Raw genomic sequence first — 14,620 nt, forward strand, 5'->3', positions numbered from 1 at the left:
TTCAATGCCCTCCCGAGCGGCGACCGCGCCGTGAGGCGAGCCGGTCGATGAACAGGTTGACACCGATGGTCAGGGTGCCGATGGCCAGCGCAGGGATCACGATGGCCGGCGCGCCTTGACTCAGTCCGCCGATGTTCTCGCGTACCAGCGAGCCAAGGTCGGCATCGGGCGGCTGCACACCAAGCCCCAGAAAGCTCATGCCGCTGAGCAGTAACACGATGAAGCCAAAACGCAGCCCCAGGTCGGTCATGACCGGGTTGAGCATGTTCGGCAGAATTTCCCGGCAGGCAATGTAGATACGACCCTCGCCGCGTGTGCGCGCCACTTGCACGTATTCCAGCGCTTCGATATTCACCGCCAGGCTGCGCGCGATACGAAACGCTCCCGGCGTGTAGCTCAATACCGCCGTACAGATCAGCAGCACCTCGGACGAGCCAAACGCCGAGACCATGATCAGCGCCAGCATTTTGCTGGGGATCGAGATGAACGCGTCCATCAGGCGACTGATGATTTCGTCCAGCCATTTTGGCGCGACCACTGACAACAGCGCGCAAAGCGTGCCGATGCCGCTGGCCAGCACCGCCGAAATCAGCGCCAGGCCCACCGTGAAGCGCGCGCCGATCAGCACCCGGCTGAGCATGTCGCGGCCCAGGTAATCAGTGCCGAACGGATAAAGCGCGCTCATGTTTTCAAACATGTTGTCGGAAACTACTTCGCCGACAGCATGCGGCGCAAGCCAAGGACCGAACAGCGCGACCATCAGCCAGATGAAGCAGACCGTTGCGCCCAGCAGGCCAAGCCATGAGGTGGGGCGGGACGCTTTTTTGCGCAGCACCGGTGCCGGCGCTTCAGGCGTCGATTTCGCAATGAATTGAGTCATTGGGTTCTCAGCCTCGGATTGGAAAGAATTGCACACAGGTCGGCCATCAGCACCAGACCCAGGTAAGCGGAGCAGAACAGCATGGTGCAGCCTTGAACCAACGCCATGTCACGGTTGGTTACAGCATCGACCATCAGGCTGGCGATGCCGGGATAGTTGAAGATGGTTTCAACGATAACCACCCCACCCAGCAGGTAGGAAAGGCTCAGCGCCACCGCGTTGACGATGGGCCCGATAGCGTTGGGCAAGGCGTGGCGCAGCACGATACGCACCGGGCTGACGCCCTTGAGGCGGGCCATTTCCACATACGGGCTGTCCAGTTGGTCGATGACCGCAGCGCGGGTCATACGCGCCATTTGCGCCACGATCACGCAGCACAGCGTCATCACCGGCAACGCGTAAGTGCGCATGAATTGCCACGGCGAGCTGACGTCACCGCCATACGACAACGCCGATAGCCAGCCCAGGTTAACGGCGAAAATCAGCACCGCCAGGGTGGCCACCAGAAATTCGGGCACCGCCACCAGGGTCAGCGTGATGAAACTCAGCGCCCCATCAAGGCGGCTGCCGCGGTACATCGCTGCGCCAATGCCCAGTGCCAGCGCTAGCGGTACCGAGACCAGCGCGGTGGTTGCCGACAGCATCAGGGTTTTCGGAAAGCGCCCGGCAATCAGCTCGGACACCGGCATCGCGTTGGACACTGACTCACCGAAGTTGCCGCCGAGCAGGTTGGTCAACCAATGCAGATAACGCACCACACCTGGCTGATCCAGGCCCAGTTTTGTACGCAATGCGGCGACCTGTTCAGGCGTCGCGAATTGCCCAAGGGCCTGTTGTGCCGCGTCTCCAGGCAACACCGCCGTAATGGCGAAGACCACGATGGAAACGATCAACAACGTCACGATCGCCGCGCCGAAGCGCTGCACGATCAACCAGAGTGTGTTGCTATTCATCTGCATCCTCCTGCTCGGTTCAGCGTTGCATTTACGCGTCCAGCCAAACCTGCTCGCTGAACATGTAGCCCATGAAGCCGCCCAGCGGGTTGCTGGAATAGCCCTGAACGCGCTTGTCCACGCCGTCGATGTTGCTGATGAACACGGGGATGCCGATGCCGCAGTTCTGGCTTACCAGGGTCTGCATGTCGCCGTACATTTTGGCGCGCTTGGCGTCGTCGGTTTCCCCGCGGGCCAGCAGCAGCAACTGGTCGAACTGATCGTTTTTCCAGCCGGATTCGTTCCACGGTGCCGAGGACTGGAAGAACTGCGAGAAGATCACGTCGGCGTTCGGTCGCGGGTTGATGTTGCCGAAGCTCAGCGGGTGCTTCATCCAGTGGTTGGACCAGTAACCATCGCTCGGCAGGCGGTTGACGTTGAGCGTCAGCCCGGCCTGTTTTGCCGACTGTTGCAGCAGCACGGCGATGTCCACCGAACCGGTCGCAGCAGGCGATGCCGCTACGGCCATGGTGATTTTTTCCATGCCGGCTTTCTTGAGCAGGAATTTGGCCTTTTCCGGGTCATAGGCGCGTTGCGGCAGGTCAGTGTTGAAGTAACGCGAGCCGGGCGCAATCGGGTGGTCGTTACCGACGCGGGCATAGCCACGGAACACGGCCGATTTGACCTGCTCACGGTCCAGCAGGTACTTCATGGCCTCGGTGAATTCCGGGCTCTTGCCGGGCATCTGGTCCTGGCGAATGATCAGGTCGGTGTAGTTGCCGGACGGCGCATCCACAACGCGGTGCTTGGCACTGGCCGCGATGCGTGTGGTGGAGCGCGGGTTGACCTCGTTGATCATGTGCACGTCGCCGGACAGCAGCGCGTTGACGCGTGACGGCTCGTCGGCAATGGCAATGAATTCGATCTCGTCCAGGTACGGCAGGCCTGGTTTCCAGTAGTTAGGGTTGCGCGCACTGACCGAACGCACGCCAGGGTTGAATTCCTTGACGGTGAACGGGCCGGTACCGATGCCCTTGCTGAAATCTGTCGTGCCTTCGGGCACGATCAGCAGGTGCGAAACCGCGAGGATCGATGGCAACTCGGCGTTTGGCGAGCTGAGGGTGATCTGTACTTCCAGCGGGCCGGTGGCCTTGATCTCGGAAAACTGCGCCATCAGCGGCAGGACTTTAGAACCGGTGGCCGGGTCCTTGTGGCGCGACAGGGAGAACACCACGTCGCCAGCGGTCAATGCCTTGCCGTTGTGGAAGGTCACGCCCTGGCGCAGGGTTACGGTCCAGACCGTGGCGTTGTCGCTTTCGATCTTTTCGGCCAGCTCCATGTGCGGAACCAGATGGCTGTCGAAACGGGTCAGACCGTTGTAGAACATGAAATGGCGAACGTAGTCGGTAGACAGCGCGCCTTTGGCCGGATCAAGTGTGTCAGCGGTGGAGCTGGACATGCCCGCTACACGAATGCGCCCGCCTGGCTTGCCTTTGACAGGCGCATCGGCGTCATCGGCAAAAACCTTGCCCGCTGCACCGAACAGGCTGGTGGAGCCCGCCGCAACCACACCTGCAACACCCAGCATACGCAGCGCATCGCGCCGCGACAGACCACGATTGAGACCTTCGAAAACACGCAGGCTGTCTTGGCCTGTGATCAGCTGGGAGTCGGTTTTTTTGTCAGCCATATCAGTTCTACCTGTCGAAAAGGGGAAATTCCGAGTTGCTCACGGTTGGCCGGAGCGTCCTTCAAGCACACACGACGGTTAAACAAAAACTCAGTGGCGGCTGTCCTGATAGCGGTAATACGCGCCTACCAGCGGCAGAAACCACGGCTTGCCGAAGTGGCCGGGAATGGCTGGCCAGTTCAGGTCTTTCCAGGGATTGGCCAACGCCTTGCCTTCCATGACCTCAGCCATCACCCGCCCCATGTGCACCGACATCTGCACACCATGGCCGCTGTAGCCCATCGAGTAGAAGACGCCGTTGTGTTCGCCTGCACGCGGCAGACGGTCGGACGTCATGTCCACCAGTCCGCCCCAGCAGTAGTCGACCTTGACGTGCGCCAGTTGCGGGAACATCTGCACCATCGCCGCTTGCAGCACCTTGCCGCTCTTGGCATCGGAACTGCTATTGGACATGGCGAAGCGTGCCCGCCCGCCGAACAGCAGGCGGTTGTCCGGGGTCAGACGGAAATAGTTGCCGATCAAACGGCTGGTCACGTAAGCGCGCTGGTTGGGAAACAGCTGGTCAATCAGCGCCTGCGGCAACACTTCGGTAACGATGACGAAACTGCCGACCGGCACGATGCGTCGGCGATACCAGCCCAACCCGCCGTGCTGGCAGGCACCGGTCGCCAGTAACACCTGCCCGGCCTGAATGGAGCCTTTCGAGGTGTTGACTACGAAGCCGCCACGGTTGGCTTTCCAGTCCTTCACCGTGGCACCCTGATACACCTTTGCGCCGTGGCGCACGGCTGCATCGGCCAGGCCCAGGCCGAAACGGCCAACGTGCATCTGCACACCGTTGCGCTGCAAAAGGCCGCCGTGGAATTCGTTTGAATCGATTTCGCCGCGCACGTCCTCTGCGGACAGCAACTCTACGTCGGCATCCACCTCACGACGAATCAGCTCGCAGGTACGCGCCAGTCCTTCGTAATGTCCTGGCTTGGCCGCCAGCTTGAGCTTGCCGTTACGCTTGATGTCGCAGGCGATGTTTTCCTGCTCGATCACCGTGACCACGCTCTGCACCGCACTTTCATAAGCCTTGTAATACTCGCGGGCCTGATCGGCCCCCAGGGTCGCGCTCAACGATGCGTAGTCCTGAGCCACACCGGTATTGCACTGTCCGCCGTTGCGGCCCGACGCTTCGCCGATCACCCGGCCAGCTTCCAGAACCACTACGCTGGCACCTTTCAAGGCCAATGCACGCGCCGCCGCAAGACCGGTGAAACCGCCACCGACCACCACAACGTCAGCCTGCCCCTCCACTGCGCCGTCCTGCGCGCCGGTAAAGTCTGGAGCCGTATCGAGCCAGTAAGACTCACTGCGCATTCTGTTCCCCTTGTCACTCATAGAAGAGCACCTTGAAAAATGCCGGTGTTGCGCAAGTTGTCCGGTTTAAAGGCCGACCAGCCCGGCCAGCCCGCCAATGTCCGGGATCTGGTGGTATTCGTAGAAGCTGTTGGCTGGCTGTTCATGACCGCGAGCCACGAATGCCTTGTTCTTGATTTTCATGTCGTGTGCGGAAAACAGGTCGTAACGGAAGCTTGAAGACACATGCAAGATGTCTTCCGGGCCGCAACCCAGGTTGTCGAGCATGAACTCGAACGCAGCCAGACGTGGCTTGTAGACCTTGGCCTGGTCAGCGGTGAACACCTTGTGGAACGGCGCGCCGAGCTTTTCGACGTTGGACATGATCTGGCTGTCGCTGGCGTTGGAGAAAATCACCAACGGGATCTTGTCGGCGATTTTCGACAGACCGGCGGGCACATCGGCGTGTGGGCCCCAGGTCGGCACGGCGTCGTAATACAGCTGGCCTTCTTCGCGGTATTCAACGTTCCAGCGCTTGCAGGTGCGAGCCAGTGCAACCTTGAGAATTTCGTCGTACGGCATCCAGTCACCCATGACCTGATCCAGACGATACGCCGAAAAATCCTTGACGAACTGATCCATATGTTCGGCCGGTACGCGGTCGGCGAAGAGCTCGCGCGTCATGGTGCCCATGTGGAAATTGGTCAACGTGCCGTAGCAGTCGAACGTAATGAATTTTGGTCGAAGAAAGCTCATTGTGTGCGGTCCTGAAAGTTCGTTGAGGTCATGGCATGACGAGCAATCCGGCCTCATTTCCAAGGGCGGTGATGCACGCTGCAGCACAACCTCATTACAACACCGTGAAATCAGCATATGGCGTTAAAAGTGATGGCTGCTTGATAGAAACCACCGTTTTGAGGTGCGCGCTCAGCAGACTTTGCGGGGCGCTCCAGCCTTGGGCAGAGCCCGGTTTTCGGCGCTTTTTTGACCCTTTTCAGGGCGCTCGGGCTCAAACACGCGGGTTTGCACCGCAGAAACTGCGCCGCGTCAGTGATCTGCGAGCAGCAAATTCCGGCGGCTATATAAAGAGCCTGAAACCGAAGAAAAACCACAAGCATTTGCTGCCGGGTGCCCACCCGATTTAAGCAGTAACTGTGGTCTGGCGAACGGCGGTTTGTGGAATCTGCCGAATGCTTGCAGGCCTCTTGTCAGCGCCCGCAGCAGGTGGGATACAGCAAGCCTGCCGCAGCCTTTTATTTGCCGGTGCATCCTTCTGGACGGAGACACGTCATGCTCGCTCAGCAACGCCTCGACTTTGAATTTCGCCCCATGACCGCAGCCGATGTCGGTAACGCTCATGAGTTATCCATTGCCCTGAAGTGGCCGCATCGACTGGAAGACTGGGCCATGCTGCAACGGGTCGCCCAAGGCTTTGTTGCAGTACACAACGGTCGCTTGATCGGCAGTGCCTTCGCCTGCCATCAGGGCGAGTTTTCCACTATCGGTCTGGTGATTGTCAGCGACGACTATCAAGGCAAGGGCATTGGCCGCAAATTGATGGAGCTTGCTGTCGGCTGCGTGCCTCCACGCACCGCCATCCTCAATGCAACACTTGCCGGCGCCCCGCTGTACGAAAAAATGGGCTTCGTCAGTTTTGGTGAGGTTCAACAGCGTCAGGGGCAGGCACAACTGCCTGACACAACTGCATTGAAAGCACAGGAAAGCAGTCGTGCGTTGAGCGAGGCTGACCATGCTCGCGTGCTGGAACTGGCCAATGCCGGTTCGGGTATGGACCGTTCGGTAACGCTGGGCGATGTGCTGAATAACCTTGAGCACGCAGTCGGCATCGAACGCGATGGCCAGTTGCAGGCTTTTGCCCTGTTGCGCCCGTTCGGCCGTGGCCTGTGCATCGGCCCTGTCGTCGCCCAGACGGTGGAACAGGCCAGGCACATGATCGAGCAACTGCTGGCCAAAGTGCCTTACGCCTTTGTACGCATCGACATCCCGACCGACTGCGGCCTGGCCGACTGGCTGGACGAAGCCGGCCTCAAGCGTGTCGATAGCGTGACCTGCATGAGCATGGGCGCAGTTCCGCAAGCCAGCCAGGGCGTGCGCCAGTTTGCGCTGATTACCCAGGCGATCGGCTGATCGCCCGGAAAAACATCATCGTGCCAATGCTCTGCGCTCAGCGTTACACAAAAGTGCGGATGAGCTCTAAAAGCGGGGCTGAAACCGCAGTGGCAGGCTGGGCAGAAACCTGCAGTGGGAGCGAACTTGTTCGCGAAGACGATAATTCAAGCGATATATTTTCGAAGAATATACCGGCCCTTTCGCGAACGAGCGAAGCGTCGCCCGGGCCGCTCCCACAAAAGTTGGGTATAACGCCAAGCGCACCGCGTTGGAACGATCATCGATGAATCATAAATTCTCATCCAGGAGCCCAACCCAATGCCCCACCCCACAGTCCTGCTATTGGCCCGCGCTGACCTCAGCCCGGTAGATACCGAATTCACCAACGGCCCCATTGATGCGCATGACCCGTTCGACAGTGGCCGCCGCACGGCATTTGTCGATGAACAGGGTATTGCGGCTGGCATCGTTGAATTGGGTACGGCACTCTCGATAGAGGCCTACCCCTACACCGAAATGCTGGTGATGCATCGCGGCAGCGTCACGCTGACCTCTGGCACCGGCAGCATCACCATCAGCACCGGCGAAAGTGCCGTGATCGGTCGTGGCACGCAAGTACGTATCGAAGCGCAACCGGACAGCCTCTGGGCGTTCTGCGTATCCACTCAGGCCAATGGCCCCGACAAACCCGGTATTACCGCTCTGGACCGCCTCGCCATGCTCACACCGTCCTCACCGCCAGACCCGGCGATCATGATCAGCGCGCTGCCGCAGTGCCGCAGCAACAACCTGTTTGAAGACACCGCAAGCACTTTGCGTATCGGCGTCTGGGACTCCACACCCTACGAGCGCATCTCGCGCCCGCACAAAATCCATGAGCTGATGAACCTGATCGAAGGCAGCGTAGTGTTGAGCCTGGAAAACGGCCCTAGCCTGACCGTGAACACAGGCGATACCGTATTCGTCGCCCAGGGCGCGCCTTGCAAATGGACCAGCACGGGGTATGTGCGCAAGTTTTATGCAGTGACGTGAAGAAAGCTATTGCGCCCTTCAGTCTTGCAGGGCGCAATATACTTACATGTTTAGCTCTCGCCAGCGCAGTTAATCCAATGCAGCGCTAAAAGACAAGAATAAAAAATATCTTTCGCCAATGCACGAAGAATCAGAAATTTCCTACTTGCCTTCCGTGTCGCTTGTGTTAAAAAACACAACAAATGTCAGCAAGTAAAAATTTGCTCCTGACGAGCACAGCAAGATAGCGGTACGCTTCATGCATCGCTTTAACGTTTATTTATTATATTGACTGGAGGTACTTTATCTGACCGACGCATTCACTGTGCGCACGCCCTGCCTATCCCTCCGCGACACTCTAAAAGCTGAACGATCCATGTGGGCACGAACGACCGCTGCCCCGTTTCGTCGCGCTTTTATCTTATTTAAAACGCTATGAAGTTACTCATTTACTCAAGGACTATTCCCTATGAAAAACGACAAGACCTTATTGGCCTCCCTTGCTTTTGCAACACTGTGCATCAGCGTTACGGCGCAAGCGGGACCAGCAGTCACTGTTACATTTAAAAATCTGGGCTCTGAGGTGGCGGAGTATAAACCCGTTACGCGTAATGAGATCTCTGCCAGGCTGAATGCTAAATCACCGATTAACTCTGCAGTCCCCCCGGGAGGTTCAGATACTTACTCGATGCAAAGCACTCTATCACCGGATACCAGCTACGCCAGTGTTCGCTACGTCATGGGTTCCAAGGTTTGCGTATTCTCGACCACCTTCATAAAGCTTCCCGGTGCAGGCGGGGCCAAGGTGCCGAAATGGAACCGGACTGCAAATTCTGAAGGCGGCGCTGTCTGCGCGGCGACGTCTCGCGCCACCAATCTGTCCACCTACGCGTGGGCTGCTGAATTCACCATGAAATAAGCCCCCGGAGCGTGCGTGTCGCATTTTGATACGCACGCTTTTCAGCGGAAAACTAAAGCGGTGTCTGGCTGGGCCGATATAAAGAGTGAATATAAAGCCATGGATTGGCCTCTGCCGCGAGGACGCAGCATGATTGATACAACATCCCTCACACACCTCACCCATAAAACTGCACTAACGACTGTCGAGAAAAGCACCTCCGCCACGACTTTAAACTCCAGCCTGAAAGAACTTGACTCTGCATCTGCTATTGACGGTGCCACCTTCTCGACATTGTCCAGTCAATTAAGTAGTAGTGCCGCACGAGCTCAGGCTCGCGACAGCAGTCTTGACTTCAAAAGCCTGAGGTCTCTGGCAAACAGTATTAGTGACAAAATTGCAGGCAACAGCTATCACGCCAATAGGAAACTGCACGACGCAGAGATTCCGGATACGGACGACCCTGCATTGCTCGAAAGAGCCATACAAGCGACTTCGTTCAAGAATGGATCAGGCACCAACCCGTTCGCAGGCTTATCTCAGGATCAATTGAGGTTGGTTATGTATGACGAAAGTGGCGACTTCACCATTAATGAGAGAAGCGCGGCTTCGTCCGAAAACCATGTTCAACAGGAAAACTGGAACAGGGCGATGTGTAAACGCTATACCGACGAATACAACGAAACCGGCAAAAGTACTCAAACGCTGGTCATGCTTCTCGCCCACTACGACCAGCTGCCACCCATAGAAAAAGCACAATACCCCGCCAATTACGCCGCGCTCATCACATCGGACGACAGCTCGGCCATGGACATTTTCAACGCGCTGAAAAGCCAGTCAGATATTCAGGAGGCTTGAGCGCCTACGACGGAGCACGCGGTTTCGCGTGCCCGGTATTGCTGTCGGCGTCCTGCCGAATTGCCGCTCGCCGACAAAACGGCCATTTCATTAGTCGTGGCTCAGGGCCAACGTATAAAACTTGCTGTCCACCGCAATCAGCGGAAAGCTCGCTGGCAGGTCCTTTTTCTCGATCTCCCGAAAGCCGTGCTTCTCGTAGAAGCGATGCGCGGCATGAAACTTGTCGGTCGTGCCCAGGAACACCTCAGTAACGCCCCTGCTGCTGGACTCCTTGATCAAGCAGTCCAGCAGCCTGGCTGCAATCGAGAACTCTTTGCCGCGAAACGGCGCGGCAACGAACATCTTGCGCAGCGCTGCCTGCCCAGAGCCGATGTCCTTGAGCGCGATGCTGCCGACGACCTGATCACCTTGCACCGCGACCCAGAAATCACCTGTGCCGGTCTGGTAAAACGTGGGAATCGCCTTCAGATCAGGCTGATCCTCGGCGGTGATGGGGATACCGAATTCTTCACGCTGGATGGGCAGGATCAATGCCGACACACCTTGCTCATCGTTCGGCACAAAACGACGTACCTGAATTCCGGTCGCTGTCACAAACCACCTCCTTGCCATCGTCACAAATAGAAATGAGTATTCCAGACAAGCAAACGCCCCGACAAGTCGAGGCATTTCCATGAGCATTTACGGGGTCCGTATGTGGGGACGGACACGGAGATGTTTAATTACAACATGGCTCCGGCGACCTCGCAGTTACGACGGTTGCCGTTGAATCAGGCATTCAGTCTTGCCCCTCCAACCCCGGCCGTGGACAACTCCCGACCGCCGCGATTGAGCTGATCACTGGCCTAATGCGCTGTGGCCGAAGCGATAGCCATATGAGCAGATTTTTCGACGCATGAACGGCATAGGCTAGGCCATCCATCATGTGGTCAAACGTCGCGGACGTGCGGGCTCACAATGTTAATCGAGTCACATGGAGAGAGAGAATCGATACTCCGGTGCGCAGCGAAATTGACGGTTTGGGTACACAGGCTAAACAATGCAGATCTGCATTACGTTGCTCCGGCAGTTCTGCCGCTGCGCGAGAGGTGCTGAGCGGATTTGGGATTTTATTGTTTTACCAAGGAACGGGTTTATGGCTGACGTAAAGAAAATACCTTACTACACGATGAAACGGTCTATTTTTCGTGGCAAAGTATGGAAAGAAAATGATGGCCTAGAGGGGGCTGTCCCCATCAATACTCCGCAAAAAATCTCCTATAATCGTTGCGCGCCTGGTCAAGCAGTCTTAAAGCCCACAGAGCGCAGTAAAGAGCAACGTATGGCGCAACAAACAGAAGCGGGAGGTAAGAGATCGCTTACTGAAGTTAAAAATAATAAACCATCCTCCGGGGAAACTAAACCCTCAAAGCCCTATACGCGAGAGCGCGATGCGGAAGATAAGGAAAAGCTTCCAGAGTTTGATCTTCAGGATATTCCTTTGGCCATGGACAAAATAGGTTGGCCGACAGCTGCCAAGATCGCCAAACGGTGGTTCGCTAGCCCTAAGCATATCTACAATGACCAACCCAATTCAGTTCAACCCATTAATGACACAACAGTGACATTAAAATGGGCTTTTAAGTATGGAAGCGTAGCAGAAAAATTTAATGAATTAATTGAAGAAAAAATTCATTCTGAAAAAGCAATTGCAGGTGCTAAACAAAAAATCCTCAAGCATGTAAAAAATAAATTCGATGATTCTAGTTCGGCAGCAAATCTTTCCTTTGATACGTCTCCTTGGATAGGGGATATCAGGCAGTTTCATATTGACTGGCAAATTCAGTTTCAGGCAATATCAACAAGTAACACTCTTGACGGCATGAGTTTAACTGACCTCACTGCCACGCTAGGAAATTTTAATATCTATGCTGCTATTGGCAGGGTTGAAGTTGCTGTGGAAAAATTTTACAGATATGACGATACAGCCAGAACCAAAACTTTTTGCGCTGAAGCTACGGCGACCATTACTAGTGTATATACCTACCTGAAAGATAACTATTCCTTTAACGACAAAAATGATGGCAATAGTCAATATCTAGGGCACTGGAACAAAAATGACATGATTCTTTCCTACTCTGCCGTTGTCAGTGATCTTGTTGACGGTAAGAAAATTCATACTAATATGGGTAATACTCCTATAACTGAAACTAAAATCAATTGGGACGATTTGCCTGGCGGCCAGATTGACAAGCCAGTAGATAAAAGAACAGGTATTGTCAGAAAATTTATGGAAAAAGATGTTTACTGGCCTGTGTACAATAGCTCTTATAGTGAGTGGAGAGAAAAGCATGGTCGGGGTGGCGATTTTATGATTTACAGCAGACCTGAAATACATAAACTAAAAAAGCCTATTATCATAAAGCTGGATACATTATGCAAACCCTCAGAGCCCATGTAAGAAAAATGTACCTCAGGTCTTTTTTCTTCTTTGTTTTTATATTTATTGCTTTGGTTATTTACTCCACTGCATTTAACGTGCTAGACAATACTGACTGCCAGAGCTACAACCACACTAAAGAATTAAACGGAGGCACAAAAAACTTCGACAATGAGAAATTTATAATAAATATTTGCGGAGCCGGACTCAACAACAGTCTTTTTAATGGCGATGGCATGGAGAGGGTCCGGCTGACTATCTTCGACGATCAAGGCGAGCTGTTAGCCAGGAGATACTATAGGATCTTTTGGGACGGCCAGCCCGGACATGAGCCGCTTAAGTTTTCTGAAAGCAGTATTACCTATCAAGACGACAAGGAGCAGAAAGATCACGCAATCACTATGCCTCCTACACGCTTGGAGTGGATTCGGGCAAGGCTTCCCCTATAATTTTGGTCCTCATACGAATGGGCTTATTACGGATATTAGAGAAGCCCTGATGCAGTGGAAGCGCTCATTGATAAGGATTTAGCCAGAGACTGTACGAGCCCTCTGATTGACTCTGAAGTAAAGGGCGTAAAGTTTTATTTATTGAAGTGCCTTGATCTCTACCCCGGTAAAGAACTCAATGCTCTGGTAAAGAAGTTTGTAATAAAGCCGGGCCCTACCTACAGGCAAGATAATAAATGACTGACGCCAACGCTGATATTTACACGGAGGTTGTGCGGACGCTATTCAATCGTCGAGTCGCAATCTGAACGGTTCTATATCAAGTACTCAATTCCAGGACCAAAAAAAACCGCCTGATGAAGGCGGTTTTTTTAGAGGACGCTAATTACAACTTCGGACCCGCAGCCTTGATGGCGTCGCTCACGTCGAACTTCTTGAAGTTCTCCACGAACAGGCCAGCCAGGGCCTTGGCGGCTTCGTCGTAGGCAGCTTTGTCAGCCCAGGTGTTGCGTGGGTTGAGCAGGCCGGTGTCGACGCCGGGTACCGATTTCGGTACGTCGAGGTTGATGGTGTCCAGGTGCTCGGTTTCTGCACCGATCAGTGCGCCGCTCTGGATGGCTGCGATCACGCCACGGGTGGTCGGGATGTTGAAGCGCTTGCCGACGCCGTAGCCACCGCCGGTCCAGCCGGTGTTGACCAGGTAGACCTTGGATTTGAAGCCGCGGATGCGCTTGATCAGCAATTCAGCGTATTCGCCAGCCGGACGCGGGAAGAACGGGGCGCCGAAGCAGGTGGAGAAGGTGGACTTGATGCCCGAACCCGAACCCATTTCGGTCGAACCGACCAGTGCGGTGTAACCCGACAGGAAGTGGTAGGCAGCCTGTTCTTCACTGAGGATCGACACCGGTGGCAGGACGCCGGTCAGGTCGCAGGTCAGGAAGATCACGGCGTTTGGCTCGCCGCCGAGGTTTTTCGGTGCGCGTTTTTCGATCAGTTCACGCGGGTAGGCCGCACGGCTGTTCTGGGTCAGGCTGCTGTCGGCGTAGTCGGCTTTTTTGGTGACCGGATCGAGTACGACGTTTTCCAGTACGGCGCCGTGCTGAATGGCTTTCCAGATGACCGGCTCGTTCTTCTCGGACAGGTCGATGCACTTGGCATAGCAACCGCCTTCGATGTTGAACACCACGCCTTCGCCCCAGCCGTGCTCGTCGTCACCGATCAGGTAACGGCTTTCATCGGCGGACAGGGTGGTCTTGCCGGTGCCGGACAGGCCGAAGAACAGGGTTACATCGCCCTCTTCGCCCATGTTGGCTGCGCAGTGCATCGGCAGAACGTCGGAAGCCGGGAGCAGGAAGTTCTGCACCGAGAACATGGCTTTCTTCATTTCGCCGGCATAACGCATGCCTGCGATCAGCACCTTGCGGGCTGCGAAGTTGATGATCACGGTGCCGTCGGAGTTGGTGCCGTCACGCTCAGGGTCGCAAACGAACCATGGCGCGTTCTGGATTTCCCACTCGTCCTTGCCAGCCGGGTTGTACTGTTCAGGGTTGATGAACAGGCAACGGCCGAACAGGTTGTGCCACGCAGTTTCGGTGGTCATCTTGACGGGCAGGTAGTGCGCAGGATCGGAGCCTACATGAACGTGGGAAACGAAGCGCTCGCGCTCGGCCAGGTATGCACCGACACGGTTCCACAAGGCGTCGAATTTCTCGGCCGGAAACTTGCGGTTGATCGGGCCCCAGGCGATGGCGTCCTGGGTGCTCGGCTCTTCAACAATGAAACGATCGACCGGCGAACGGCCAGTACGATGGCCTGTCTCCACAACCAGTGCGCCAGTGTCGGAAAGTACGCCTTCGTTACGGGCAAGGGCTTCCTTGACCAGTTCGTCGGTGCTCAGATCGGTGTGCACAGCGTTGTTGATTTGCGTCATGAGGTTCCCCGTCGGCCTGTAGCCGAGTGCTCCAAACGGTTTTGTAGTAAAAAAACAACCACTACTACAGCGTAAAAGT

The 14,620-nt window shown here is 55.7% G+C and carries 15 protein-coding genes; 8 read left to right on the top strand and 7 right to left on the bottom strand.

Going from position 1 to position 14,620, the window contains the following annotated elements; all coding sequences use genetic code 11:
- Position 1: 1 nt before the first annotated feature.
- The 5 genes from RYB66_RS23715 to RYB66_RS23735 form a co-directional block, all read right to left on the bottom strand.
- Complete coding sequence (locus RYB66_RS23715) at positions 2-880, bottom strand: ABC transporter permease (RefSeq protein ID WP_005782361.1); 879 nt, start codon at positions 878-880, stop codon at positions 2-4.
- The gene (locus RYB66_RS23720; protein ID WP_002555958.1) at positions 877-1,833 is read right to left on the bottom strand and encodes an ABC transporter permease; all 957 of its coding nucleotides are present in this window, start codon (positions 1,831-1,833) and stop codon (positions 877-879) included. Before RYB66_RS23720 ends, RYB66_RS23715 begins: the two co-directional genes overlap by 4 nt.
- A 31-nt stretch (positions 1,834-1,864) precedes the next feature.
- The gene (locus tag RYB66_RS23725; RefSeq protein ID WP_044295762.1) at positions 1,865-3,502 is read right to left on the bottom strand and encodes an ABC transporter substrate-binding protein; all 1,638 of its coding nucleotides are present in this window, start codon (positions 3,500-3,502) and stop codon (positions 1,865-1,867) included.
- Between the two features lie 90 nt (positions 3,503-3,592).
- Entirely contained in the window at positions 3,593-4,867 is a 1,275-nt protein-coding gene (locus tag RYB66_RS23730) for an NAD(P)/FAD-dependent oxidoreductase (protein WP_005782355.1), read from the bottom strand.
- Positions 4,868-4,933: 66 nt separating this feature from the next.
- Entirely contained in the window at positions 4,934-5,602 is a 669-nt protein-coding gene (locus tag RYB66_RS23735; RefSeq protein ID WP_005745725.1) for a haloacid dehalogenase type II, read from the bottom strand.
- Between the two features lie 35 nt (positions 5,603-5,637).
- On the opposite strand from RYB66_RS23735, the gene RYB66_RS23740 reads away from it, so the two are divergent.
- The 5 genes from RYB66_RS23740 (at position 5,638) to RYB66_RS23760 (ending at position 9,743) form a co-directional block, all read left to right on the top strand.
- Positions 5,638-5,991 (top strand): hypothetical protein, encoded by a 354-nt coding sequence (locus RYB66_RS23740; protein WP_223886690.1) that lies wholly within the window; start codon positions 5,638-5,640, stop codon positions 5,989-5,991.
- A 145-nt stretch (positions 5,992-6,136) separates the two neighbouring features.
- The gene (locus RYB66_RS23745; RefSeq protein ID WP_005782352.1) at positions 6,137-6,994 is read left to right on the top strand and encodes a GNAT family N-acetyltransferase; all 858 of its coding nucleotides are present in this window, start codon (positions 6,137-6,139) and stop codon (positions 6,992-6,994) included.
- Positions 6,995-7,294: 300 nt separating this feature from the next.
- On the top strand, positions 7,295-8,008 hold the full coding sequence (locus RYB66_RS23750; protein ID WP_005745723.1) for a cupin domain-containing protein: 714 nt from the start codon (positions 7,295-7,297) through the stop codon (positions 8,006-8,008).
- Positions 8,009-8,456: 448 nt separating this feature from the next.
- A complete protein-coding gene (locus RYB66_RS23755) occupies positions 8,457-8,906 on the top strand; it encodes a hypothetical protein (protein ID WP_046835163.1) in 450 nt (149 codons plus the stop codon).
- A 129-nt stretch (positions 8,907-9,035) separates the two neighbouring features.
- Entirely contained in the window at positions 9,036-9,743 is a 708-nt protein-coding gene (locus tag RYB66_RS23760) for a hypothetical protein (protein WP_316895884.1), read from the top strand.
- A 90-nt stretch (positions 9,744-9,833) separates the two neighbouring features.
- On the opposite strand, the gene RYB66_RS23765 is transcribed toward RYB66_RS23760, so the two are convergent.
- A complete protein-coding gene (locus tag RYB66_RS23765) occupies positions 9,834-10,337 on the bottom strand; it encodes a GNAT family N-acetyltransferase (protein WP_005782346.1) in 504 nt (167 codons plus the stop codon).
- Between the two features lie 541 nt (positions 10,338-10,878).
- On the opposite strand from RYB66_RS23765, the gene RYB66_RS23770 reads away from it, so the two are divergent.
- Genes RYB66_RS23770 through RYB66_RS23780 form a run of 3 tightly spaced genes read left to right on the top strand, consistent with a single transcriptional unit; the run spans position 10,879 to position 12,851 of the window.
- Entirely contained in the window at positions 10,879-12,183 is a 1,305-nt protein-coding gene (locus tag RYB66_RS23770; protein ID WP_316895645.1) for a DUF6402 family protein, read from the top strand.
- Positions 12,184-12,188: 5 nt separating this feature from the next.
- Complete coding sequence (locus RYB66_RS23775) at positions 12,189-12,611, top strand: hypothetical protein (protein ID WP_081023582.1); 423 nt, start codon at positions 12,189-12,191, stop codon at positions 12,609-12,611.
- Positions 12,612-12,665: 54 nt separating this feature from the next.
- A complete protein-coding gene (locus tag RYB66_RS23780; RefSeq protein ID WP_316892709.1) occupies positions 12,666-12,851 on the top strand; it encodes a T6SS amidase immunity protein Tai4 family protein in 186 nt (61 codons plus the stop codon).
- Positions 12,852-12,996: 145 nt separating this feature from the next.
- Here the strand turns inward: RYB66_RS23780 and RYB66_RS23785 are convergent, their stop codons facing one another.
- A complete protein-coding gene (locus RYB66_RS23785; protein WP_005743163.1) occupies positions 12,997-14,541 on the bottom strand; it encodes a phosphoenolpyruvate carboxykinase in 1,545 nt (514 codons plus the stop codon).
- Between the last annotated feature and the right edge of the window lie 79 nt (positions 14,542-14,620).

Source organism: Pseudomonas syringae group sp. 243L2, from assembly GCF_032587875.1.
Lineage (GTDB): Bacteria > Pseudomonadota > Gammaproteobacteria > Pseudomonadales > Pseudomonadaceae > Aquipseudomonas > Aquipseudomonas amygdali.